Annotated in this window: 23 protein-coding genes and 1 pseudogene; 16 read left to right on the top strand and 8 right to left on the bottom strand. The window is 70.4% G+C overall.

Annotated elements, in window-relative coordinates; genetic code table 11:
• Positions 1 to 61 precede the first annotated feature (61 nt).
• From JHW41_RS03570 to JHW41_RS03580, 3 genes are all read right to left on the bottom strand, one after another.
• Entirely contained in the window at positions 62 to 871 is an 810-nt protein-coding gene (locus tag JHW41_RS03570) for a 4Fe-4S dicluster domain-containing protein (protein WP_284499527.1), read from the bottom strand.
• Positions 868 to 1071: a hypothetical protein gene (locus JHW41_RS03575; protein WP_139381771.1), complete on the bottom strand. Its 204-nt coding sequence runs from the start codon at positions 1069 to 1071 to the stop codon at positions 868 to 870. The genes JHW41_RS03570 and JHW41_RS03575 overlap by 4 nt, the downstream gene beginning before the upstream one ends.
• Positions 1072 to 1166: 95 nt before the next feature.
• Positions 1167 to 4043: a molybdopterin oxidoreductase family protein gene (locus JHW41_RS03580; protein WP_250449059.1), complete on the bottom strand. Its 2877-nt coding sequence runs from the start codon at positions 4041 to 4043 to the stop codon at positions 1167 to 1169.
• Positions 4044 to 4159: 116 nt separating this feature from the next.
• Here JHW41_RS03580 and JHW41_RS03585 point away from each other — a divergent pair, with 116 nt between their 5' ends.
• Complete coding sequence (locus tag JHW41_RS03585) at positions 4160 to 4363, top strand: hypothetical protein (RefSeq protein ID WP_057949136.1); 204 nt, start codon at positions 4160 to 4162, stop codon at positions 4361 to 4363.
• Between the two features lie 56 nt (positions 4364 to 4419).
• Here the strand turns inward: JHW41_RS03585 and JHW41_RS03590 are convergent, their stop codons facing one another.
• The gene (locus JHW41_RS03590; RefSeq protein WP_250449060.1) at positions 4420 to 5010 is read right to left on the bottom strand and encodes a hypothetical protein; all 591 of its coding nucleotides are present in this window, start codon (positions 5008 to 5010) and stop codon (positions 4420 to 4422) included.
• 90 nt (positions 5011 to 5100) lie between these two features.
• On the opposite strand from JHW41_RS03590, the gene JHW41_RS03595 reads away from it, so the two are divergent.
• The 5 genes from JHW41_RS03595 (at position 5101) to JHW41_RS03615 (ending at position 12619) form a co-directional block, all read left to right on the top strand.
• Positions 5101 to 6069: a helix-turn-helix transcriptional regulator gene (locus tag JHW41_RS03595; protein WP_078995910.1), complete on the top strand. Its 969-nt coding sequence runs from the start codon at positions 5101 to 5103 to the stop codon at positions 6067 to 6069.
• The gene (locus JHW41_RS03600; protein ID WP_057949133.1) at positions 6069 to 7037 is read left to right on the top strand and encodes a patatin-like phospholipase family protein; all 969 of its coding nucleotides are present in this window, start codon (positions 6069 to 6071) and stop codon (positions 7035 to 7037) included. The genes JHW41_RS03595 and JHW41_RS03600 overlap by 1 nt, the downstream gene beginning before the upstream one ends.
• A gap of 124 nt (positions 7038 to 7161) precedes the next feature.
• Positions 7162 to 7560, top strand: coding sequence for a hypothetical protein (locus tag JHW41_RS03605; protein ID WP_241833637.1), 399 nt, complete (start codon positions 7162 to 7164; stop codon positions 7558 to 7560).
• 351 nt (positions 7561 to 7911) lie between these two features.
• Positions 7912 to 10032, top strand: coding sequence for a prolyl oligopeptidase family serine peptidase (locus JHW41_RS03610; RefSeq protein ID WP_057949132.1), 2121 nt, complete (start codon positions 7912 to 7914; stop codon positions 10030 to 10032).
• Between the two features lie 421 nt (positions 10033 to 10453).
• Positions 10454 to 12619 (top strand): S9 family peptidase, encoded by a 2166-nt coding sequence (locus tag JHW41_RS03615; RefSeq protein ID WP_250449061.1) that lies wholly within the window; start codon positions 10454 to 10456, stop codon positions 12617 to 12619.
• 213 nt (positions 12620 to 12832) lie between these two features.
• Here JHW41_RS03615 and JHW41_RS26305 read toward each other — a convergent pair whose 3' ends face one another.
• Positions 12833 to 12991 (bottom strand): DUF6053 domain-containing protein, encoded by a 159-nt coding sequence (locus JHW41_RS26305; RefSeq protein ID WP_425606283.1) that lies wholly within the window; start codon positions 12989 to 12991, stop codon positions 12833 to 12835.
• Between JHW41_RS26305 and JHW41_RS03620 the strand changes: the two genes are divergently transcribed.
• The 9 genes from JHW41_RS03620 to JHW41_RS03660 all read left to right on the top strand — a co-directional run bounded on the left by JHW41_RS03620 (position 12990) and on the right by JHW41_RS03660 (position 20638).
• Positions 12990 to 13454: a YbaN family protein gene (locus tag JHW41_RS03620; RefSeq protein WP_250449062.1), complete on the top strand. Its 465-nt coding sequence runs from the start codon at positions 12990 to 12992 to the stop codon at positions 13452 to 13454. The two genes, JHW41_RS26305 and JHW41_RS03620, sit on opposite strands and share 2 nt — an antisense overlap.
• A gap of 153 nt (positions 13455 to 13607) precedes the next feature.
• Positions 13608 to 13955 (top strand): LPS translocon maturation chaperone LptM, encoded by a 348-nt coding sequence (gene lptM, locus JHW41_RS26310; protein WP_078995906.1) that lies wholly within the window; start codon positions 13608 to 13610, stop codon positions 13953 to 13955.
• Positions 13948 to 14805 (top strand): diaminopimelate epimerase, encoded by an 858-nt coding sequence (dapF, locus tag JHW41_RS03630; protein ID WP_250449063.1) that lies wholly within the window; start codon positions 13948 to 13950, stop codon positions 14803 to 14805. Before lptM ends, dapF begins: the two co-directional genes overlap by 8 nt.
• Positions 14802 to 15485: a DUF484 family protein gene (locus JHW41_RS03635; RefSeq protein WP_057949127.1), complete on the top strand. Its 684-nt coding sequence runs from the start codon at positions 14802 to 14804 to the stop codon at positions 15483 to 15485. The genes dapF and JHW41_RS03635 overlap by 4 nt, the downstream gene beginning before the upstream one ends.
• Before the next feature lie 75 nt (positions 15486 to 15560).
• Positions 15561 to 16445, top strand: coding sequence for a tyrosine recombinase XerC (gene xerC / locus JHW41_RS03640; protein ID WP_078995904.1), 885 nt, complete (start codon positions 15561 to 15563; stop codon positions 16443 to 16445).
• Positions 16446 to 16566: 121 nt separating this feature from the next.
• Positions 16567 to 17118, top strand: coding sequence for an ATP-dependent protease subunit HslV (hslV, locus tag JHW41_RS03645; protein ID WP_057949125.1), 552 nt, complete (start codon positions 16567 to 16569; stop codon positions 17116 to 17118).
• Between the two features lie 109 nt (positions 17119 to 17227).
• Complete coding sequence (gene hslU / locus JHW41_RS03650; RefSeq protein ID WP_250449064.1) at positions 17228 to 18604, top strand: ATP-dependent protease ATPase subunit HslU; 1377 nt, start codon at positions 17228 to 17230, stop codon at positions 18602 to 18604.
• A 212-nt stretch (positions 18605 to 18816) separates the two neighbouring features.
• Entirely contained in the window at positions 18817 to 20160 is a 1344-nt protein-coding gene (locus JHW41_RS03655; protein WP_250449065.1) for an SDR family oxidoreductase, read from the top strand.
• A 4-nt stretch (positions 20161 to 20164) separates the two neighbouring features.
• On the top strand, positions 20165 to 20638 hold the full coding sequence (locus JHW41_RS03660; RefSeq protein ID WP_123646693.1) for a DUF2269 family protein: 474 nt from the start codon (positions 20165 to 20167) through the stop codon (positions 20636 to 20638).
• Positions 20639 to 20940: 302 nt separating this feature from the next.
• Here JHW41_RS03660 and JHW41_RS03665 read toward each other — a convergent pair whose 3' ends face one another.
• The 3 genes from JHW41_RS03665 to JHW41_RS03675 form a co-directional block, all read right to left on the bottom strand.
• A complete protein-coding gene (locus JHW41_RS03665; protein WP_123646694.1) occupies positions 20941 to 21411 on the bottom strand; it encodes a GNAT family N-acetyltransferase in 471 nt (156 codons plus the stop codon).
• A gap of 76 nt (positions 21412 to 21487) precedes the next feature.
• Positions 21488 to 22756, bottom strand: a complete 1269-nt coding sequence (locus JHW41_RS03670) for a hypothetical protein (protein WP_139381770.1) — start codon at positions 22754 to 22756, stop codon at positions 21488 to 21490.
• A gap of 33 nt (positions 22757 to 22789) precedes the next feature.
• Positions 22790 to 23245 carry a nucleoside deaminase gene (locus tag JHW41_RS03675; RefSeq protein ID WP_057949121.1) on the bottom strand — a complete coding sequence of 152 codons (456 nt, stop codon included), beginning with the start codon at positions 23243 to 23245 and terminating at the stop codon, positions 22790 to 22792.
• A gap of 409 nt (positions 23246 to 23654) precedes the next feature.
• On the opposite strand from JHW41_RS03675, the pseudogene JHW41_RS26315 reads away from it, so the two are divergent.
• Positions 23655 to 24221 (top strand): annotated as a pseudogene (locus JHW41_RS26315) (DUF417 family protein); the annotation flags it as partial.
• Positions 24222 to 24247 lie beyond the last annotated feature (26 nt).

Below are 24247 nucleotides of genomic sequence, written 5' to 3' on the forward strand. Positions count from 1 at the left end.
CGAAGCGTGCGCCGCCACGCGCCGGATCGTGTGGTTTGCAGTTCCCCGCGCCGCGCGAACTTCATCGCGACAACACCCGGTCGAGCCAGCGCAGCACCGTCGGCAACGCCTGCGGGTCCAGCGCTTCCTCGGGTTGCGGCGCGTCGGCCTGCGCCTGGCCCGCGCGGCGCGGGCGCGGCGGCAGGTATTTGTTGGTCGGCTGGTAGCCGAGCTGCGCCATCAGGTCGACACCGCCGCGTTCGGCCACCAGCTTCGACACCGCCGACTCCGGGTCGCCGAGGTCGCCGAAGTGGCGCGCGCGGGTCGGGCAGGCCTGCACGCAGGCCGGCTGGCGCTCGGCTTCGGACAGGTTCTCGTTGTAGATGCGGTCGATGCACAGCGTGCATTTCTTCATCACCCCTTCGACCGCGCTGTACTCGCGCGCGCCGTAGGGGCAGGCCCACGAGCACAGCTTGCAGCCGATGCACTTGTCCTCGTCGACCAGCACAATGCCGTCTTCGGCGCGCTTGTAGCTGGCGCCGGTCGGGCACACAGTGACGCAGGCCGGCTGCTCGCAGTGCAGGCACGAACGCGGGAAGTGCAGAGTCATCGCCGGTTGCGGCGCGTCGGCGACGGTGGCACCAGCAGCGGCACCGGCGGCACCGCAGCCGCCGGCCGGCGCGTCCTGCGCCGCCAGCTCGTAGCTGTGCACGCGGTTGAACCAGACCCCGCTGGGGTCTTCGCCGTAAGGACGCTCGTCGGTCAGCGGCGCGGCGAAACCGCCGGCGTTCCACTCCTTGCAGCTGACCGCGCAGGCATGACAGCCCACGCAGGTGTCCAGGTCGATCACCAGGCCGAGTTTCTTCTTCGACGGCGGCGGCAGCGCGGTCATCGCCGGCGCCCTGCGAACACCAGCCACAGCCCCAGCGCGAACACCGACAGGCCCAGCGCCACGCTCGGCAGCAACGCCACCATCGCCGGCGTCGCCGCGGCCGGCGCGGCCGGATCCAGGCCGCCCAGGCCGAGCAGGAACACCACCGCGACGCCGGCCAGCATGCACAGCAGGCCGGCGAACACCCGCGCCGCCCTCATCGCGATGCGCCCGTCGACGCGGCCCGTCGGCCGGTGTTTGCAACGGCAATCATGATGCGCTCGCCTCCCTGGCGTTGATGCGGCAACGACGTCGGTCATCGCTGTCGCCGGAACTCTACGCCGTAACGCAGCGGCCGGTCATCGGCGGCCGGGCCCGGCAGCGGGTCGAATTGCGGTTGCGACTGCGCGTCGCCGGCGGTGTCGGCCTTGCGGATCGCCACGCGCAGGTCGAACCACGCCGCCTGGCCGGTGACCGGGTCGGCGTTGGCGTAGTCGCCGCGCGGCGTCACGTCGCTGATCAGATGGTTGAGCAGGAAGCCCTTGCGCCCTTCCGGCGCGTCCTTGTCGAGCTTCCACGCGCCGCGGCGCTTGCCGATCGCGTTCCAGGTCCAGACCGTGTCGGGCTGGACGTTGCCGGCGAACTTGGCCTGCACGCGGATGCGGCCGTGGTGCGATTCGACCTCGATCCAGTCCTCGTCGGCGATGCCGTGGCGCGCGCCGGTGTCCGGATGCAGGTACAGGTAGTTGCGCGCGGCGATCTGGCGCAGCCAGGCGTTCTGCGAGCCCCAGGCGTGGTACATGAACATCGGCCGCTGGGTCGCCGCGCTGAGCGGGAAGCGCATCGCGCCGTCCTCGACCTGCGCGCCTTCGAACGGCTCGTACCAGATCGGCAGCGGATCGAAGTACGTCGCCACGCGCTCGCGATGCTGTTCCGGCGGCTGCTGCGCGCCGTGGCCCTGCGCGGCGAGGCGGAATTTCTGCAGCGTCTCGCTGTACAACTGCAGCGCGATCGGATCGGCGTGGCCGAGGAAGCCCAGCTTCTGCGCCCAGTCGAGATACGCGCGGTTGCTCATCTTGAAGTAGCGCGCCGCCTCCGGCACGTGGCCGCGCCAGAAGCCGCCGTTGTCGATGTAGCGCTGCAACTGCTCGGGATTCGGCGGGCCCTTGGCTTCGAGTTCGCCGCGCTCGCCGCGCCAGCCGGCGAGCAGGCCGACGCCGGGCGCGCGCTCGTGGCGGACGATGTAGTCGGCGTAATCGCGGTAGCGCGGGCTGCCGTCGTCGAGAGTCATGCCGGGCAGGCCGATGCGCGCGCCGAGGTCGAGCAGCACCGACTGGAAGCCGCGCACGTCGCGCGGCGCTTCGTCCTCGCGCAGGCGCTGGCTGGCCGCGTCGACGATCGGATGGCGGATCGCGTCGCAGGCCGAATCCGCGTCGGAGATCGGCCGGTCGAGCAGGCTGATCGCGTCGAAGCGCTCCAGGTAGGTCGTGTCCGGCAGCACCAGGTCGGCGTAGGCGGTCATCTCCGAGGCGTAGGCGTCGGCGTAGACGATGTGCGGGATGCGGTACTCGCCGCTTTCGTCCTTGTCGGTCAGCCAGCCCATGGTCTGGCGGGTGTTCATCGCCGAGTTCCAGCTCATGTTGGCCATGAACATCATCAGCGTGTCGATCTTGTACGGATCGCCGGCCCAGGCGTTGCGGATCACGCTGTGCATCATGCCGTGCGCGGACAGCGGGTAGCCCCAGGAGAAGGCGTGGTCGATGCGGCGCGGATTGCCTTCGGCGTCGACCACCAGGTCCTCGGGGCCGTGGACGAAACCCAGCGGCGCCGCATCCAGCGCGCCGTTGGCCTGACGCTGTTTTCCGGGACGGTTCGGCGGCGGGATCGGCTTGGGGTAGGGCGGCTGATAGCGGAACGAGCCGGGCGTGTCGACCGCGCCGAGCAACAGCTGCAACAGGTGCAGCGCGCGGCAGGTGTGGAAGCCGTTGCTGTGCGCGCTGATGCCGCGCATCGCATGCAGGCTGACCGGGCGCCCGACCATCTCGGCGTGCTCGCGGCCGTGCGCGTCGGTCCAGGCGACCGGCAGGCGCACGGGATGTTCGAACGCGGCTTCGGCCAGTTCGCGGGCGATGCGGCGGATGGTGTCGGCGGGAATGCCGCAGCGTTCGGCGACGGCGTCGGGCGCGTACTGCGGATCGAGGTAGCGCTCGGCGACGAGGTGGAACACCGGCACCGCGCGGCGGCCGTCGGCGAGCGCGTATTCGCCGACCACGGCCGGCGAGATGTCCACCGCCTCGGCGCGCTGCGCGCCGCCGGAGTCGCGGTCCCAGCACAGCGCGCGGCCTTCGCCGTCGCGCGCGAACAAGCCATCGTCGGCCCCGCCCGGATTGCGCAGCACCAGCCAGTGCGCATTGGTGTAGCGCACCAGGTAGTCCAGGTCGATCGTGTCGGCTTTCAGCAACTCGTGGATCAGCGCGAACGCGAACAGCCCGTCCGTCCCCGGCCGGATCCCGATCCACTCGTCGGCGATCGCGCCATAGCCGCTGCGCACGGGATTGACCGCGACGATCTTGGCCCCGCGCGCCTTGAGCTTGCCCAGGCCGAGCTTGATCGGATTGGAGTCGTGGTCTTCGGCCACGCCCCACATCATGAGGTAGCGCGAATGCTCCCAGTCGGGTTCGCCGAATTCCCAGAACGAACCGCCCAGCGTGTACAGCCCGCCGGCGGCCATGTTGACCGAGCAGAAACCGCCGTGCGCGGCGTAGTTGACCGTACCGAACTGCTGCGCCCACCAGCCGGTCAGCGCCTGCGACTGGTCGCGGCCGGTGAAGAACGCCAGTTCGTCCGGGTTGCGTTCGCGGATCGCGCCGAGCCAGCCGGCGGCGATCGACAAGGCTTCGTCCCATTCGATCTCGCGGAACTCGCCGCGGCCGCGTTCGCCGACCCGCAGCAGCGGCTTGCTCAGCCGCGCCGGCGAGTAGTGCTGCATGATCCCGGCCGAGCCCTTGGCGCACAGCACGCCCTGGTTGACCGGATGCTCGGGGTTGCCCTGGATGTAGCGGATGCGACCGTCCGCCAGCCACACCTTGATGCCGCAACGGCAGGCGCACATGTAACAAGTTGTAGTCTTGACCGTATCGCCGGGCGAGGGCGACAGGTCGAGCGCTGGCTCGGACGGAGCGGGCTGTCTCATGCGGCCATTGTGCCTACTGCGTCGCACTCAGGCGAGCGCGCCGGCGCGGCTTGTCGCTGCTGCGGCGGTGCGGACATACTGCGACGCGCGGCGACGCGCCCAGGGAGCGACAGGGAATGGATTTCGTATTCGGGTTCGCCGCCTACGGCGGACCGATCTGGACCGCCGCGCTGCTGGCCTGGGTCGGCTACCGCGAGCGCGTGCGCCGGCCCGGCTTCAATCGCTGGCATCTGGCCGCGATCGTCTCCGCGGCGCTCGGCGTCGGCGCCTTGTTCGTATTACAGAAAATGGGCGCGGCGATGCGCGCGACGGGCGGCTGAATGCGCGACCCGCGTCGCCGCGGTCGCAGTCCATGCGACCGCGCCCGTGTCTAATGTCACTTCACCGCCGGCGCCTCGATCCTGATACTCGGATCGTTGTAACGCGAATACTTCAAAGTGGAGGTATAGGTCTTGCCGCCGACCTCGGCCACGTTGACCGCCTGCACCGGGTAGCCGGTGTCGGCAGCCACCCAGAAGGTCGAGGAGGTCTTGTTCGGTTGGCTGTTCTCCACCTTGTACTTGCGCGTCGCGGTGCCGGCGAGGGTTTCGCCGCCCAGCGCGGCGACCTTGAGCGTCTGCAGGTTGCCCAACACCTTCTCGCGGCTGCGCGTGCCCGCCACGCCGCCGCCGGGCGCGGGTTGCTTGCGGGTCTTGCCTTGGACGGTCACGTACATGGTGTCGCCGATCAGGACCTGGTCGCCCACCGCTCCCAGCCTCACGCGCATGCGGTCGGGCGCGACGAAGTCGGTCTCGGTGGCCGCGCCGGGGCCCATGCTCATGCTGGCGTGGTAGCTCTTGGCGGCGAGGAACTTGTCCACCGCGGCGACCACCTCCTCCTTCGGCCCGGCGACGGCCGGGTGGGCGGCGGCCAGGCCCAGCAGTACCGCCGCCGGGACCAGTGTTGCGGATAATGACGTCTTGATCACGTAGGATCCCCAGGTTCGATGGTGGCGGCCGGACAGCGGCCGGTGCCATGCTAATTCCGTCCCCACCGCTTCCACCACATCTCGGCCGACATGGAACGTATCGAACGCATTCACGCGTTGCACCGGATTCTCACTGCGGCCAGGTACCCGGTCACAGTTCAGCGGCTCCAGGAGGACCTGGAATGCTCGCGGGCGACCGTCTATCGGGACCTGGCCTATCTGCGCGACTACCTGATGGCACCGGTGGTCGGCAACGGCGAGGCGGGCTTCCGCTACGACACCAGCGAGGGCGACCGCTTCGAGCTGCCCGGCCTGTGGTTGAGCTCGGAGGAACTGCACGCGCTGCTGGCCGCGCAGCAGTTGCTGATGCGCAGCGGCGGGGGCGTGTTGTCGAACGCGCTGGCGCCGTTGCAGCAGCGCATCGAAAAGCTGCTCGACGAGCATGCGGGCGGCCGCCGTCTGCCGGTGGAGCGGGTGCGGGTGATCCCGCACCGCACCCGCCGCCAGGACGAGACCGCGTTCCGCGCGGTCGCCACCGCGGTGCTCGACCGCAAGCGCCTGACGTTCGAATACCGCGCCCGCTCCACCGACGAGCGCACCCGCCGCAGCGTCTCGCCGCAGCGGCTGACGCACTATCGCGAGAACTGGTACCTCGACGCCTGGGACCACGAGCGCGATGCGCTGCGCAGCTTCTCGGTCGACCGCATCAGCGCGGCCAAGATCGGCGAGGACGCGGCGCACGACGTCGCCGACGACGAACTCGACCAGCACCTCGCGTCGAGCTACGGCATCTTCTCCGGCGCGCCCAAGGGCTGGGCGACGATCCTGTTCAGCGCCAAGGCGGCGCGCTGGGTCGCCGACGAACACTGGCATTCGCAGCAGCAGGGCCGGTTCCTGCCCGACGGCCGCTACGAGCTCAAGGTGCCCTACAGCGCCGGGCGCGAGCTGCTGATGGACGTGATGCATTACGGCAACGACGCCGAGATCGTCGAGCCGGTGGTGCTGCGCGAGCAGGCCAAGACCATGCTGGAGCTGGCGTTGAGCAACTACGGCCGCTGATGGCCGGCGCCGATATTCCGCGCGCCGGCCAGACCGGCCTGGCCGAGCAGGGCGAACCCGTCGCCCTGGTGCTCGGCGCGGGCGGCGCGCGCGGGCTGGCCCAGATCGGGGTGATCGAAGCGCTGCAGGCGCGCGGCCTGCGCATCGTCGCGGTCGCCGGGTCCTCCAGCGGCGCGCTGGTCGGCGGCTTGTTCGCCGCCGGCAAGATGGGGGTCTACCGCGACTGGCTCTACAGCATGAGCCGCACCGACATGCTGCGCCTGCTCGACCCGGTATTCGGCCAGCCGGCGCTGTTCCGCGGCGACCGGCTCATGCACGCGCTGCGCGAGCTGATCGGCGAGCCGCGCATCGAGGAATTGCCGGTGCAGTTCACCGCGGTCGCGGTCGACCTGCTGCGCCAGCGCGAGGTGTGGCTGCGCGAAGGCGACCTGTGGGACGCGATCCGCGCCTCGATCGCCATCCCCGGCGTGTTCACCCCGTACGAGCTGCACGGCCGCGAGCTGGTCGACGGCGGCCTGCTGGCGCCGCTGCCGATCACCGCCACGCGCCTGTCCGACGCGCACCGGCTGATCGCGGTGGACATGCATGGCTGGCCCGACCAGCCCACCGGCGCGCTCGGCCGCCATGCCGGCGCCGACGAAGCGCGGCACGCGCCGGTGCCGGCTTCGCAGATCGTCTCGGTCAAGCCGCCGCCGCTGACTCGCTGGTTCCGCCGCAACCAGCCGGTGACGGTCGACCCGCCCGAAGACGCGCCGCCGCACGAGCTGAGCTTCAGCGAACTGATGGCGCGTTCGCTCGACACCATGCAGGCGCAGATCGCGCGCGTGCAGTTGGCGCTGGACCCGCCCGAGCTGGTCATCCGCATTCCGCGCGACGCCTGCCAGTTCTATGAATTCTGGCGCGCCAAGGAATTGATCGAACTCGGGCGCGAGCAGGCCGAGCAGGCCCTGGACAAGGCCGGGTACTGAGCCGGCCGCCGCCGCGGCGACGGCGGTCCCGACGAGCGGTCGCCGATATCGCAGCCCCTGAGACGCCGCGGCGGGAAGTTGGATTCACCACGAGTTTCCACTTCCACGCTTCCGGAGTCCGGCCATGACCGTCCTCGAAACCGCCCGCCGCGCCGATTCCCCGTCGGCTTCCTCGTTCGATGGCGGGTTCGATCCCGAGTTCGGCGGCGACCTGCGCGCCGCGCCGGATTGGCGCGCCGACCTCGGCACGGCCCTGGGCTACGCCACCGCCGTCGGCGCGCTGCTGGTGCTGATGCTGCCCGCCGCGCGCGGCTCGCACGCGCTGATCGGCTGGCTGCCGCTGTGGCTGGTCGGCATGCCGGCGTTGGCGTGGTGGGCGCTCAACCGTTTCCGCCTGCCGGCGTGGGGCGAAGCGCAGGAACCGGCCGCGGCCCAGCCCGCGCGCCGTCGCCGCCGCGGCTCGATCCAGGCGCGCCGCCGCAACCGTCCGGCCGCGCCGCGGCCGTTGCCGCGGGTGGCATGAGCGATCCGGGCGCGGGCGGCTTCGGCGCACGGCCGGCCGCCGCGGTGCGGCCGTAGCGCGGGCCGCCGGCGTCCTACAGGGATGCTTCGAACCGAGGCGCCGTGGACAGGGCCGCCCCGCACCGGGCCGCTGCAAACGCATTCGCTGGCGACGGCCCCGCTGCGGACCGGCGCGACCGCCGACGGCGCGGCCGCACGCGAGCGATTTCCCCGATAGCGAAGCGGTTTTCGCGACCTCCGCCGCGGCGCCTTCAACGCGCCAGACCCGGCAACTCCCTACATGACCAAGGACAGGGCGGCCGCCCCGGCGCCCTGTGCTAGCGTGGCGGCCTTCCTATGTCCCGGAACCGCCATGCCCAAGTTGTCCCAGAGCTGTCAGTCCCTGTTGTTCGCGGCCGGCTTGGCCGTGGCCGCCAGCGCGGGCGCGGCGCCCGCCCAGGAGAAGAACACAGTGACCGATGATCCCTACGCCTGGCTGGAAGACGTCAACGGCGCGCGCGCGATGGAGTGGGTGAAGGCGCGCAACGCCAAGACCGAGGCCGAGCTGGCCGCGACCCCGCAGTTCAAGCAGCTCGAAGCCAGCATCCTCGCCGTGCTCGATTCCACCGCCAAGATCCCGGCGGTGGAGAAGATCGGCGACTACTACTACAACTTCTGGAAGGACGCGCAGCACCAGCGCGGCCTGTGGCGCCGCACCACCCTGGCCGAGTACCGCAAGGAACAGCCGGCGTGGGAAACGGTGATCGATCTGGACGCGCTCAACCGCGAAGAGAACGAGCAGTGGGTCTGGCACGGCGCCGACTGCCTGCGGCCCGATTACCAGCGCTGCCTGGTCGCGCTGTCGCGCGGCGGTTCCGACGCCGACGTGACCCGCGAGTTCGACCTGGCCAGCAAGACCTGGGTCAAGGACGGTTTCTTCCGTCCCGAGGCCAAGGGCAGCCTGGGCTGGATCGACCGGGACCACGTCTACGTCGCCACCGATTTCGGCAAGGGCACGATGACCACCTCGGGCTACAACCGCACCGTGCGGCTGTGGACGCGCGGCACGCCGATGGCCGACGCCAAGCTGGTGTACGAGGGCAAGGACACCGACATGTCGGTCGATGCCTACCACGACCCGACCAAGGGCTTCGAGCGCGACTTCGTCCGCCGCACCCTGGCGTTCTACAACGACGAGCTGTACCTGCGCGGCAAGGACGGCAAGCTCACCAAGATCGACCTGCCGAACTCGGCCAGCAAGTACGCGTACCGCGAATGGCTGATGGCCGAGTTGCGCGATCCGTACGAGGCCGGCGGCAAGCAGTACCCGGCTGGCAGCCTGATCGCGATCGGCTTCGACGACTTCATGGCCGGCAAGCGCGATTTCACCGTCCTGTTCGCGCCGACCGCGACCACCTCGCTGGCCAGCGCCGCGTGGACCCGCAACCACCTCGTGCTCAACGTGCTCGACGACGTCAAGTACAAGCTCAGCGTGCTGACCCCGGGCCCGGGCGAGTGGAAACGCAGCGAATTCGTCGGCGCGCCGGCGTTCGGCACCGTCTCGGTCTCGGGTGTGGACGCCGACGAGAGCGATGCGGTGTGGCTGTCGGTGTCGGACTACCTGACCCCGACCACGCTGGCGATCGCGCAGGTCGGCCAGAAGCCGGAAACGCTGAAGACCAACCCGAGCTATTTCGACGCGTCCAAGGACGTGATCGAGCAGCACTTCGCCTCGAGCAAGGACGGCACCCGCGTGCCGTACTTCGTGGTGCGGCCGAAGGACCTCAAGTACGACGGCAAGGCGCCGACCCTGCTGTACGGCTACGGCGGTTTCGAGATCTCGCTGACCCCGAACTACTCCGGCAGCATCGGCAAGGGCTGGCTGGAGAAGGGCGGCGTGTACGTGGTCGCCAACATCCGCGGCGGCGGCGAGTACGGCCCGCGCTGGCACCAGGCCGCGCTCAAGGCCAACCGCCACAAGGCCTACGAGGACTTCGCCGCGGTCGGCCGCGACCTGATCGCGCGCAAGATCACCTCGACCCCGCACCTGGGCGTGCAGGGCGGCAGCAACGGCGGCCTGCTCACCGGCAACATGCTGACCCAGTACCCCGAGCTGTTCGGCGCGGTCGTGGTGCAGGTGCCGCTGCTGGACATGAAGCGCTACAGCCACTTGCTGGCCGGCGCCTCGTGGATGGCCGAGTACGGCGATCCGGACACCGCCGACTGGTCGTTCGTGCAGACCTTCTCGCCGTACCACCTGTTCGACGCCAAGCGCGAGTACCCGCCGGTGATCTTCATGACCTCGACCAAGGACGACCGCGTCCATCCGGGCCATGCGCGCAAGATGGCGGCGAAGATGCTCGATGCCGGCAAGAGCAACGTGCGCTACTACGAGAACATCGAAGGCGGCCACGGCGGCGCGGCCAACAACGCCCAGTCCGCGCACATGAACGCGCTGGCCTACACCTTCCTGTGGGAGCAGCTGGCCAAGTGATCCGGCCGGCGGCGACCGCGACGGATTCCGATCATGGACGGGCGCCTTCGGGCGCCCGTTCTCGCATCGGCGGGGCGGGTTCGCGCGAAGCGCGCAGTGCGGCCGCGACAAACGGGCCTCAAGCTGCGACGCCTCTTCCCGCCCCGTCATTCCGGCGAAAGCCGGAACCCATTTTGACCTTGTTGTTGCTTCGCTGCGTTGGCCGGAGAAGGGCAAAATCAAAATGGGTTCCGGCTTTCGCCGGAATGACGGTTCTGGAGTTGCTGGCTTGGAAAACCGAGCTTCGCGAAGCGCCGGCGCAGCCGAAGGCGTGCCGCTCTCCGGCGGCCGCCCGGCCCTCGCGCTGCCGCAACCCACGTCCCAGTTCGTGTTTCCCCGCGCTCCACCCCGCGCCATTGAGGAATAATCCGGCGGACCCCATATGAAACCTTCATTCTTCACCCTAGCGGCCACGCTCCTGATGACCACGACCCTCAACGCTCCCGCCGCCGGCCTGCCCGCGCCGCCGGTCGCGGCCAAGCAGCCGCACGCCGTCAAGGCGCCGCACGGCGCGCAACGCCAGGACGAGTACTACTGGCTGCGCGACGACAAGCGCAAGAACCCGCAGATGCTGGCGTATCTCAACGCCGAGAACGCCTACGTCGACGCGGTGATGAAGCCGCTCAAGCCGCTGGAGGACAAGCTCTACGGCGAAATCGTCGGCCGCATCAAGCAGGACGACAGCTCGGTGCCGTACCGCGAGCGCGGCTTCTGGTACTACACCCGTTTCGAGACCGGCCAGGATTACCCGATCCACGCCCGCCGCAAGGGCGACATGGACGCGGCCGAACAGGTCATGCTCGACGTCAACGTCATGGCCAAGGGCAAGGACTACTTCAACGTCGGCGCGATGGAAGTCAGCCAGGACAACCGCATCCTGGCCTGGGCCGACGACGCCGTCGGCCGCCGCCAGTACGTGATCCGCTTCAAGAACCTCGACACCGGCGAGATCTATCCCGACGTCATCGAGGGCGTGTCCACCGACCTGGTCTGGGCCGACGACAACAAGACCCTGTTCTACGTCGAGAACGATCCGGAAACGCTGCTGACGGTGCGGGTCAAGAAGCACGTGCTCGGCACCCCGGCCGCCAGCGACGAACTGGTGTACGAGGAGAAGGACGACAGCTTCTACATGGGCATCGGCCGCACCCGCGACGACGCCTACCTGTGCATCGTGGTGCACAGCACCGTGTCGAGCGAGACCCGCTGCGCGCCGGCCGCCGATCCCAGGGAGTTCGCCGTGCTCGCCCCGCGCGAGCGCGACGTCGAATACGACGCCGACCGTCTCGACGGCCGCTGGGTGATCCGCACCAACGCGCCCGGCGCCGACGGCAAGCCGGCGCCGAACTTCAAGCTGGTGACCGCGCCCGACGGCGCGCGCTCGCGCAAGGAATGGAAGGACTGGATCGCCCACCGCGACGACGTCTTCATCGAGGGCTTCGAACTGTTCGACGGCTACACCGTGGTGTCCGAGCGCGCCGAAGCGCTCGAGCGCCTGCGCCTGATCCACAAGGGCGCCGACGGCAAGGACGGCAAGGAAGAGTTCGTCAAGGCCGACGAGCCGGCGTTCTCGATGGGCCTGTCGGTCAACGCCGAACACGACACGCCGTGGCTGCGCTACACCTACACCTCGCTGACCACGCCGGCGACGACCTACGAGCTCAACACCGTCACCGGCGAGCGCAAGCTGCTCAAGCGCCAGCCGGTGATCGGTTACGACCCGGACAAGTACGTCACCGAACGCTTCTGGGCGACCGCGCGCGACGGCGTCAAGGTGCCGGTGTCGCTGGTCTACAAGAAGGGGTTCGAGAAGAACGGCAAGGCCGCGTTGCTGCAGTACGCCTACGGCAGCTACGGCATCTCCAGCGATCCGGGCTTCTCCGGCACCAACGTCAGCCTGCTCGATCGCGGCATGGTCTACGCCATCGCCCATATCCGCGGCGGCCAGGAAATGGGCCGGCAGTGGTACGACAACGGCAAGCTGTTCAAGAAGCAGAACACCTTCAACGACTTCGTCGACGTGACCGACGCGTTGGTCAAGGCCGGCTACGCCGCGCCGGACCGCGTCGCCGCGTACGGCGGCAGCGCCGGCGGCCTGCTGATGGGCGCGATCTCCAACATGGCGCCGGACAAGTACCGGGCGATCCTGTCGCAGGTGCCGTTCGTGGACGTGGTGACGACGATGCTCGACGCGAGCATCCCGCTGACCACCAACGAGTACGACGAGTGGGGCAATCCGGAGAAGAAGGAGTACTACGAGTACATGCTGTCGTACTCGCCCTACGACAATCTGAAGCAGCAGGCGTATCCGGCGATGTTCGTCGGCACCGGCCTGTGGGATTCGCAGGTGCAGTACTGGGAGCCGGCCAAGTACGTGGCGCGGCTGCGCACGCTCGACACCGGCAAGTACCCGGTGCTGTTCCGGACCAACATGGACGCCGGCCATGGCGGCAAGTCGGGCCGGTTCCGGCGCTATCGCGAGCAGTCGGAAATGTTCGCGTTCATGATCGACCAGTTGCGGGTGAGCCACGAGGTCGAGGCGAAGTGATTCGCCGCGATTGAACGACGGGCCCGGCGCGAGCCGGGCCTGTTCGTTTGTGGGGTGGCGTCGCGATCTGAGCGAAGGGCGTCGGGCCTGAAGGCCCTCCCACAAGAGCGAAGGGCGTCGGGCTTGAAGGCCCTCCCACAAGAGCGAAGGGCGTCGGGCCTGAAGGCCCTCCCACAAGAGCGAAGGGCATCGGGCTCGAAGGCCCTCCCACAACTAGTGAAGAGCGTCGGGCCTGAAGCCTCTCCCACAACAGCCGCCCGCGGCCTCGGTTCGAGCGGCTGTCGTGGGAGGGGCTTCAGCCCCGACGCTCTTGTTCCAGCTCGCCGCACCCCCGCTGCAACCCCATCGCGCCACCCCGCATACTCCCGCCATGTCCGTACCCCCGCCTCCCCAGGACGCCGCCGGCCCCGCGCCGACGCCGCCCGCAGCGACCGAGGCCGCGCCGCCCCCGCCGCCCGCGCGCTCCAGCCGATTGCGCTGGGCCTGGTGGCTGCTGGCCTACGCCAGCCTCGGCCTGGGCATCGTCGGCATCGTCGTGCCGGGCCTGCCGACGGTGCCGTTCGTGCTGCTCTCGGCCTACGCCGCCGCGCGCGGCTCGCAGCGCCTGCACGCGCGGCTGCTGGCGCACCGCCAGTTCGGCCCGATGATCCGCGACTGGCAGGCGCACGGCGCGGTGAGCCGCCGGGCCAAGCGGCTGGCGGTGTCGATGATGGCGCTGTGCGCGGCGATCATGTTCCTGACCTCACCGAAATGGTGGATGGCCGCCACCGGCACCGCGATCATGGCCGCGGTGGCGATCTGGCTGTGGCGTCGCCCCGAGCCGCCGGCCGGTTGAGCGTCGCGCGCGGCGCCGCCCACGACGCCCCGGTTCCGGCCCGGCGCGCCACCGAGCCGTCGTCGCATCCAGCCTGAACCCGCACCCCGACGCCGCTCCCAGTCCCCGCGCGCCGGGTTCGATTCGGTCACCCCCGCGGGCTACACTTCGGCCATGAATGCACGCCTCGCCCCGCTCCTGATCCCGGCCGCGCTGACCCTGGTCCTGGCCGCCTGCGGCAACAAGGGCCCGCTGGTCCTGCCGACCGCGCCGCCGCCGCCCGAGCCGCCCAAGGCCAAGCCCGGCGAAGTGCCGGTGACCATCTCCAACGCCAACGCGCCGCCGGTGGCGACCGACCCGCGCAAGAAAGGCGCGGCGGTGCCGTCGCTGGACCAGGTGCTGACCCCGCCGCCGGCCGATGGCACGGACAAGGACAAGCAGGACGCGACCGACGGCGCCGACAAGCCGGCGCAGGACAAGTCCGCCGAGCCGGTCCCCGCCAGCGGCCAGGGCGATGGCTGAGGCCGCCGCACCGGCCGCGCCGCTGCGTTTCAGCAAGATGCACGGCGCCGGCAACGACTTCGTCGTGCTCGACCTGCGCGGCGGCGGCGTCGCGCCGGACGCGCAACTGTGCCGGCGCCTGGCCGACCGCCACACCGGCGTGGGCTGCGACCAGATCCTCACCGTCGAAGACCCGCTCAGCGCCGGCGCGGTGGCGTCCTACCGGATCTGGAACTCCGACGGCTCGGCCTCGCAGCAATGCGGCAACGGCGCGCGCTGCATCGCCGCGTGGCTGGTGCGCGACGGCGCCGCCGCCGATGGCGACTTCGCCGTCGACAGCCCGGCCGGCCGCCATCCGGTCGCCGCGCTCGGCGAGGGCCGCTTCCGCATCGACATGGGCCGTCCCGAATTCGATCCGGCGCGGATTCCGCTGCGCGGCTATCCCGCGCGCCAGGACCAGTACGTGCTCGACGTGCACGACACCGTGATCGGCTTCGGCGCGGTGTCGATGGGCAACCCGCACGCGGTGATCGAGGTCGACGACGTCGACGCCGCGCCGGTGGAGACGATCGGGCCGATGCTGCAGTCCAGCCAGGAATTCCCCGAATCGGCCAACGTCGGCTTCGCCCAGGTGCTGGCGCCCGACCGCATCCGCCTGCGCGTGTACGAGCGCGGCGTCGGCGAGACCCTGGCCTGCGGCTCCGGCGCCTGCGCCGCCGCCGCGGTGCTGATGCAGCGCGGCCGGATCCAGCGCGAAGTCGCCGTGCAATTGCCCGGCGGCGAGCTGCGCATCGCCTGGCCCGACGCCGAGTCGACGCTGTCGATGTCTGGGCCGACCGCATTCGTGTTCGAAGGAGAGTGGAATCGATGAGCGAACGATCCGGCGACAAGCCGACCGAGCTCGGCGCCCATGAAGTCGCCGCGTGGCTGCGCCGTCACCCGCGTTTCCTGCAGCACTTCCCCGACCTGTCGATGAGCCTGGTGGTGCCGCGCGAGGAAGGTTCGGCCGCCTCGCTGGCCAGCTACCAGCTGGAAGTGCTGCGCGACAAGAACCGCGAACTCTCGCGCCGCCTGCACGAACTGTTCGGCAACGCCCAGGAGAACGAACGCCTGGCCGTGCGCACCCACCAGCTGACCCTGGCGTTGATGCGCCAGTCCAACGCCGGCGACACCTTGCGCGCGATGGCCGCGAGCCTGGCCGAGGACTTCAACGGCGATCTGGTCCGGCTGATCGTGCTGCGCCGCTACGACGGCGTCGCCGACAGCGAGTGGTTGCAGACCATCGAGGACGGCGACGCGCGCCTGCAGCCGTTCCGCGACGCGCTCGCCGACGGCGAGCCGCTGTGCGGCCGCCTGCAGCCGGAAAAGCACGCGGTGCTGTACGCCGATCGCGCCGCCGACGTGCAGTCCACCGCGCTGTTGCCGCTGCCGGGCGTGGGCCTGATCGCGGTCGGCAGCCGCGACGCCAACCGTTTCTTCCCGGGCATGGGCACGCTGTTCCTGCGGATGATGGGCGAATCGCTGGCGGTGGCGCTGCGCCGCTTCGATTGAGCTGGGGCGGCGGTGGATGCGGCCGATGCGGCGCCGCGACGCCGCGTCCGCGCGCGGCGGAGTAGGATGCGCGGCATGAATCCGGTCGACGCCTTCCTCGATCACCTGCGGGTGGAAAAGCGCATGTCCGCGCACACCCTCGACGCGTACCGGCGCGACCTCGATGCGCTGACCGTGTGGACCCTGCAACACGCCGGCGGCGACGTGCTCGCGCTGCAGGCCGAGGACATCCGCGCCTTCATCGCCGCCGAACACCGGCGCGGCCTCACCCCCAAGAGCCTGCAGCGGCGCCTGTCCGCCTGCCGCAGCTTCTATGCCTGGCAGGTCAGGCAGGGCGCGCTGGAGGCCAGCCCGGCCGCGCCGATCCGCGCGCCCAAGGCGCCGCGCAAGCTGCCGCAGGTGCTCGATCCCGACGAAGCCAAGGCCCTGGTCGAAGTCGACACCGACGCGCCGCTGGGCCTGCGCGACCGCGCGCTGCTGGAGTTGTTCTATTCCTCCGGCCTGCGCCTGAGCGAGCTGTGCGCGCTGCGCTGGCGCGACCTCGATCTCGACGACGCCCTGGTCACCGTGCTCGGCAAGGGCAACAAGCAGCGCAGCGTGCCGCTGGGCTCGCACGCGCGCGCCGCGCTGGGCGAATGGCGCGCGTCCACCGGTGCGGCCAACGACGCCTTCGTGTTCCCCGGCCGCGGCGGCGCGCAGATCAGCGCGCGCGCGGTGCAACTGCGGGTGCGCGCGCTGGCCCAGCGCCAGGGTTTGTTCAAGCGCGTGCACCCGCACCTGCTGCGGCACTCCTTCGCCAGCCACATCCTGGAATCCTCCGGCGACCTGCGCGGCGTGCAGGAACTGCTGGGCCATGCGGACATTTCGACCACGCAGATCTACACCCACCTGGACTTCCAGCATCTGGCCAAGGTGTACGACGCGGCGCACCCGCGGGCCAAGCGCAAGCGCGAGGAGTGAGCGAAAGCGGGAGGCGAGGCTCTTGCTCACTCCTCACTTCTCTCCGCTCACTCCTCCGCCTCCGGGGGGCTTGACTGCCCGCCCGGCGCCCCCATCCAAGGGCTATCCCCCGGAGGTCGCCATGGACCCGAGTCAGAATCCCAACGTTTTCCACGCCACCACCATCGTCTCGGTCCGCCGCGACGGCCGCGTCGCCATCGCCGGCGACGGCCAGGTCACGCTCGGCCATACGGTAATGAAATCCAATGCGCGCAAGGTGCGCCGCCTGGGCCGCGACGGCCAGGTGCTGGCCGGTTTCGCCGGCGCCGCGGCCGATGCGTTCACCCTGTTCGAATTGTTCGAAGCCAAGCTCGAAAAGCACGGGCAACTGACCCGCGCCGCGGTCGAGCTGGCCAAGGATTGGCGCACCGAGCGCCGCCTCGGCAAGCTCGAAGCGCTGCTCGCGGTCGCCGACAAGGAAACCTCGCTGGTCATCAGCGGCACGGGCGACGTGATCGAACCCGAAGACGGCATCGTCGCGATCGGCTCCGGCGGCATGTACGCGCTGTCGGCCGCGCGCGCGCTGATGGCGCACAGCAGCCTCGACGCCCGCGGCATCGCCACCGAGGCGATCAACATCGCCGGCGACGTCTGCATTTACACGAATCGCAATGTAGTAGTGGAAGAGCTGTAGAAAAGAGCGGAGAGGAGTGAGGAGTGAGAAAAAGCGGTTTCCTCGCCCCGTCTCCCGTTCATAGCGCACGCCACTCACTCCTCACTTCTCCGATCTCACTCCTGCCTCTATGAAACCCGACAACAGCCACGCCACCATGACCCCGCGCGAGATCGTGCAGGAACTGGACCGACACATCGTCGGCCAGCATTCGGCCAAGCGCGCGGTCGCCATCGCCCTGCGCAACCGCTGGCGCCGCATGCAGCTGCCCGCGGAACTGCGCAACGAGGTGATGCCCAAGAACATCCTGATGATCGGCCCCACCGGCGTCGGCAAGACCGAGATCGCGCGGCGCCTGGCGACGCTGGCGAACGCGCCGTTCGTCAAGGTCGAGGCCACCCGCTTCACCGAGGTCGGCTACGTCGGCAAGGACGTGGAGCAGATCGTGCGCGACCTGGCCGACACCGCGGTCAAGCTGTATCGCGAACAGGCCAAGGTGCGCGTGCGCGTGCAGGCCGAGGACCGCGCCGAAGACCGCATCCTCGACGCGCTGCTGCCCAAGCGCGTGCCCGGCGGTTTCGGCTTCGGCTCGGAAACCCCGGCCGCCGACCACAGCGCGCCCGACAGCGACACCCGCGCCAAGCTGCGCAAGCAACTGCGCAGCGGCGAACTGGACGAGCGCGAGATCGAGATCGAAACCGCGGTCAACCTCGGCGGCGTCGACATCATGGCGCCGCCCGGCATGGAAGAGATGGGCCAGCAGCTGCGGCAGATGTTCTCGCAGGTGTCCGGCGGCAAGACCCACAAGAAGCACCTGTCGATCAAGGCCGCGCGTCCGCAGCTGATCGAAGAGGAAGCGGCCAAGCTGGTCAACGAGGACGACGTGCGCGCAGCCGCGATCGAGGCCTGCGAGCAGCACGGCATCGTCTTCATCGACGAGATCGACAAGGTCGCCAAGCGCAGCGAGGCCGGCGTGAGCGGCGGCGACGTCAGCCGCGAAGGCGTGCAGCGCGACCTGCTGCCGCTGGTGGAAGGCTCGACGGTGAGCACCAAGTACGGCGCGGTCAAGACCGACCACATCCTGTTCATCGCCTCCGGCGCGTTCCATCTGGCCAAGCCCAGCGACCTGATTCCGGAACTGCAGGGCCGCTTCCCGATCCGGGTCGAGCTCGGCGCGCTGAGCAAGGACGATTTCGTGCGCATCCTGACCGAGCCCAAGGCGGCGCTGACCACGCAGTACGTCGAGCTGCTGCGCACCGAAGGGGTGACGCTGGAGTTCACCGGCGATGCGGTGGACCGCTTGGCCGAGATCGCCGCGCAGGTCAACGAGCGCCAGGAGAACATCGGCGCGCGGCGCCTGCACACGGTGCTGGAGCGCTTGCTCGATGTGTTGAGCTACGAGGCGCCCGATCGCGACGGGCAAGCGGTGACGATCGACAAGGCGTACGTGGACCAGCACCTGGGCGAGTTGGTGAAGGACCCGGATTTGAGCCGGTACATTCTTTGATCGCGTAGAGCGGCCCTCACCCCAACCCCTCTCCCGCCAACGGGAGAGGGGCTTTGACTGCGAAGGTTGGATAGCGACGAGGCCGTTCCCTCTCCCGCTTGCGGGAGAGGGCTAGGGTGAGGGTAAATGGGACAAGCAGAAAAACGAGCGCCGCAAGGCGCTTTTTTATTGACAGTCCTCTCCCTCGTCGCGCTCTGCTACCGTGTCGCCCCATGGACGACCCCGCACCCGCACGCGCGCCACGGACCGACGCAGCACCGCCGCACCCCGCCGCGCCGCGAACCGTTCTGGTCGTCGGCGCCAACGGCTTCCTCGCCGGCTACCTCATCGCCGCCCTGCGCCGCCACGGCTGGCGCGTGCTGCGCGGCATCCGCGACGGCGGCCGCGCGCTGCGCGAGGACGAACGTCCGGCCGACCTCGCCCGCATGACCTCGCCGCAAGACTGGCGCGAGACCCTGCGCGGCGTCGACGCGGTGGTCAACGCCGCCGGCATCCTGCGCGAAGCCGGCGCGCAGACGTTCCAGGCCATCCATGTCGATGGCCCGCTGGCGTTGGCGCGCGCCTGCGCCGACTGCGGCGTGCCGCGCTTCGTCCAGCTCTCGGCGTTGGGCGAACCCGCCGACGGCGAATTCATCGCCTCCAAGCATCGCTTCGACGATGAGCTGTTGAAACTGCCGCTGAGCGCGGTCGCGCTGCGTCCGTCGGTGGTCTACGCGGCTTCGGGCTCCTACGGCGGCACCTCGTTGCTGCGCGCGCTGGCCGCGTTTCCGGGCCGCCAACTGCTGCCCGGCGACGGGCGCTGGCCGTTGCAGCCGGTCGCCGCCGAGGACCTCGGCGAGATCGCCGCGCGCGCCGCGGGCGGCGCGCAATCCGGCGTTTACGAGATCGGCGGCCCGGCGCCGCTGAGCCTGCGCGAGTACCAGTCGACCTGGCGGCGCTGGCTGCGCATCGACGGCCACGGCGCGGTGTTCTTTCCCGAAGCGCTGGTGAGCCTGCAGGTGGCGATCGGCGAACGCCTGGGCCGCGGTCCGGTCGGCGAAACCATGTGGCGCATGCTGCGCCGCGGCAACGTCGCCCGCGCCGACGCGCATGCGCGCGTGCGTGCCGATTTCGGCCACGCGCCGGCGGCGCTGGCCGACGCATTGGCGGCGACGCCGAGCCAAGTGCAAGACCGCTGGCACGCGCAGCTGTATTTCCTCGCGCCGACCCTGCGCATCGCCATCGTCGCGCTGTGGCTGATCTCGGCCGCGGTCGGCTGGTCGACGCCGGCGGCGACGATCGAGGCGATGGTCGCCGGCTCGCCGCTGGCGGCCTGGCAGCCGGTGGCGCTGGCGCGCATCACCGGCGCGCTCGATGCGGTGTTGGCGCTGGGCCTGCTGATCGGCTGGCGGCCGCGCGCGATGCTGGGATTGATGGGGATCAGCGTACTCGCCTACACCCTGGCGTTCGGCGCGCTGTTGCCGGCGCAGTGGCTGGACCCGCTCGGCGGACTGGCCAAGAACCTGGTGGTGCTGCCGGCGCTGGCGGTGGCGTGGGTGTTGGCGGACCGGAGATAAGACGATGGCGTACCTGTGGGTGAAGTGGATTCACATCCTGTCCTCGACCCTGCTGTTCGGCACGGGCCTGGGCATCGCGTTCTTCTTCTGGATCGCGCACAAGCGCGGCGACGCCAAGGTGATCGCCGAGACCGCGCGCACCGTGGTCATCGCCGACGCCTGTTTCACCGCGCCGGCGGTGCTGGTGCAGTTCGGCACCGGCGTGTGGCTGGCGCTGTACCTGGGCATTCCGTGGTCGCTGTTCTGGCTCAAGACCGCGTTGATCCTGTTCTTCGTGGTCGGCGCGTGCTGGCTGCCGGTGCTGTGGCTGCAGGCGCGCGCGCGCCGGCTCGCGGCGCAGGCGGCGGCCGCGAACGCGCCGTTGCCGGCGAGCTACCACCGCACGATGTTCTGGTGGTTCTGGCTCGGCTGGCCGGCGTTCTTGAGCGTGGTGGGGATCTTCTGGTTGATGGTTTTGAAGCCAACCGCAGCGACGTAGCTCCGCCGCGACAACCCGAAGCCGCGAACACCCGGCCTCCTTTCCAGATGGAGGCCTGCCGCTCGCAACCCCGTCATTCCGGCGAACGCCGGAATCCATTTTTTTGCTGTTGCTTGCGCTCTTGCGAAGAAACGGCAATGGCAAGATCAAAATGGATTCCGGCGTTCGCCGGAATGACGGGTTTGTGAGGTCCCGGCTTTCGTCGGAACGACGCGTCTGAGAGGCCTCGGCGTTTGCTGGAATGACGGGCCCGCGTGGTCGACTTTCGCCCGAACAACGAACGGATTCGGCGCCGCGATCGCTTAGCGTCGCAACTCCAGGATCAGCCCCACCGCCACGAACTCGTCGCACCCGCCCAGCCGCCCTTGCCGGCGCTCGATCTCGACGAACCCCTCGGAGCGATACAGCGCGATCGCCGGGTCGTTGCCCAGCAGCGCCTGGGTCGACACCACCGGCCCGGAGTGCGCGAGCGCGTGGCGCAGCAGCGCGCGCCCGACGCCCTGGCGATAACTGTCGGGGTCCACGTACAGCCAGTTGAGCGAAGCGCGCTGGAACGCGACGAAGCCGCGCACCACGCCGTCGACTTCGGCCACGTCGAGACGGCCGTCGAACAGCCCCTCGCTGTGCGCGGTGCGCGCCAGGTTGCGGAACGCGTCGGCGCTGGCGCTGCGCTGCAGTTCGTCCAGGCGCGCGCGGTCGTGGATCTGGCACAGGCGCGGCCAGTCGCTGAGCCGGTAGGCGCGGATCGACAGCGGGGCGGGAGCGGCGGCCATGTGCGGGCGATTCTGCGCCGGCTCCCGCGGCTTGCCCAGTGACGGGTGTAAGCGCCCGGCGCGCGCCGGCGCGGCTTCAGCGCGCGTCCGGCCGACGCTGGATCAGACACACCGCCTCGCGCCCGCCGCCCGGCTTTGGCCGGTACAGCGCGACGTAATCGCGCGCGGGGCCGGCGGAACTCCGCAGGGCGACATAGGTGGCGTCTTCGTAGCTTAGCGGCAGCGCGGTGGTGGTGCGGGTCTGGAAAAACGCGTCGCCGCCGGGCAGGCCCGGCAGCGGCGCCGGCACCGCCTGCTGCAGCGGTTGGCGCCGGCTCCAGGCCGGGCTGCGCAGGTCGTCGCAGTGCGACAGCGGCGGCCGCGCGCCGTCCCATTGGCACGGAACGGCCTGCGCCGCCGCGGCGCCCGCGCGCGCCTGGAATTGCTGCGCCGACGCGCCGGGCACCACCAATAGAGGCGAGGCGTACCACTCGCCTTCGTCGCGGGCGTCGCCCAGGTACACCCGGTCGATCAGGCCGTCGTTGTCGAAGTCGAAATCGAACGCGCGCCATGCGCCGTGCGCGAACGCCAGCGCGTCCGGCATCGCCGTGCCGGCGGGCGCTTCGCTGGCGGCCACGCGGTGCAGCGGCGCGTCGGCGTCGTCGCCGCGGCGGAACGGATCGAACGCGTCCCAGCTGAGCGCCAGCTGGCGCTCGGCTTCGGCGCAGACCGGACCGCGGTCGAGCAGGCGTTGCAGGCCGTTGGGCGCGGCCGCGGCCTGCGCCGCCGCCTGCGCTGTCGCCGCGGCGGCGGCGTCGGGAAATTCGCCGGCGTCCACCGGCAGCGCCGCCAGCGTTTGCTCCGGCGCCAGCAGCGGCCCGCAGTCGCCGTTGCTGCAGTCGTACACGGCGTCGCCGTCGACGCGGTAGGTCCATGGCGTCGGCGCGCTTTCGCAGCGGCTGCGCACTTCGCGCTGGTCGGCCACGCGGCGGTCGTCCAGCCACAGCGAGAAACTCGCCGACGGCTGGCCGCTGCACGGTCCGGCCGGCGGCGGCGGTCCGGCCTGCACGCGCACGCGCAGGCTGCCGCCGTCGGCGAAGCGGCATTCGCCGCTCTGGCCCACGGCCAGGGCCAGGCTGCGCGGGCGGTCGCGGTCGCTGTCGGTGAAGGTTTCCAGCAGCGGCCGCTCGCAGCCGCCGCGCGCGGGCAGTTCGGTGCGCACCAGGCTGGCCTTGCGGCCGTCCGGCGCCTGGCGGCAGATCAGCGCGATCTCGGCGGTGGCGCCGCAGTCGGGCGGCTGCGCCGCGGCCGGCGCCAGCGCGGCGGCGGCCAGCGGCAGCAGCGGCCAGAGGCGGCGCGCGCGCATGGAAATTCCGTTTTCCGCGGTCATGGCGGCGGCTCAGTCTTCGCCGATGTCCTCGTTCCAGACTTCGGGATTGGCCGCGATGTAGCCGCCGAGCAGGTCGATGCATTCCTGGTCGGCCAGGTCGATCACCTCGACCCCGCTCTCGCGCAGCCAGTCGATGCCGCCGCGGAAGTTGACCGATTCGCCGACCACCACCGTGCCGATGTTGAACTGGCGTACCAGCCCGCTGCAGTACCAGCACGGCGCCAGGGTGGTGACCATGATCGTGTCGCGGTAGCGGCGCTGGCGGCCCGCCTTGCGGAAGGCGTCGGTCTCGCCGTGCACCGAGGGATCGTTCTCCTGGATGCGGCGGTTGTGGCCGCAGCCGAGCAGGCGGCCGTCGTTGTGATAGAGCGCGGCGCCGATCGGGATGCCGCCCTCGGCGATGCCCTGGCGGGCCTCGGCGACGGCGGTGGCGAGCAGGGCGCGGTAGTCGGGGGTGGCGATCATGCGGGGCTCCGGTGCGTATCGCTGCGCAGTCTGGCGCGCCGGCGCGTCCGGGTCGAGGGGCGGCGAATCCTTTCGCGCCGTCCCGCCCTCTTATGGGGGTACGCGCGAAATGCGCGGGACACACTGGAGTGGAGCGATGCACTGTGCGATGCAGCGCGCGCCGATGGCGCGCGTGTGGGAGGTTTCGGCCCGGGTCCTGGGCCTGTGGATGCTGTGGTTCGGCGCGATGCGCGCGCTCGATTTCGAGATCGCGGCCCTGGCCCAGTTCTTGAACGCGAGCGGCCTGGCGGGGTTGGCGTCGCAGGCGGCGTGGTTGAGCCCGGCGTTGGGCGCGCTGGAATGCGCGATCGGCGCGGCATTGCTGATCGCGCCCGCGGGCCGTTGGCGCCGCGGCGCCGCGCTGGCGGCGATGGCGTTCTGGGGCGCCGGCCTGCTGGGCTTGCTGAGCCCGGCGGCGTGGATCCACCAGCCGCCCTACGAGGGTTTCCCGGTGATCGGTTCGGGCCAGACCCTGCTCAAGCACCTGGGCATCGCCGGCCTCGCGCTGGGCGTGTTCGCGCACGAACGCGGCTGCGCCCGCGGCGGCGCGCGCGCGCTGTGGACGCTGTGGGCCGGGCAGTTGCTGGTGCTGGTGTGGATCGGGCTGATGAAGTTCACCCAGGTCGAAGCCGAGGGCGTGGCCGGGCTGATGCGCTCCAGCCCGCTGTTTTCCTGGCTGTACGGGCCGCTGGACGTGCAGGGCGCGTCGAACCTGATCGGTGCGGTCGAACTGGCGACCGCGGCGTCGATCGCGCTGTGGCCGTGGCGGCCGCGGCTGGCGCGCTGGGGCCTGTGGGCGGCGGTGGCGACCTATCTGCTGACCAACAGCTTCCTGTTCACCCTGCCGGGCTGGCAGCCGGGTTACGGCGCGCCGTTCGTCGGCGGTACCGGCCAGTTCCTGCTCAAGGACCTGTTGCTGCTGCTCGGCGCGCTGGCGTTGCTACGCGCGGGTGCGGCCGCGGG

Source organism: Lysobacter enzymogenes, assembly GCF_023617245.1.
Lineage (GTDB): Bacteria > Pseudomonadota > Gammaproteobacteria > Xanthomonadales > Xanthomonadaceae > Lysobacter > Lysobacter yananisis.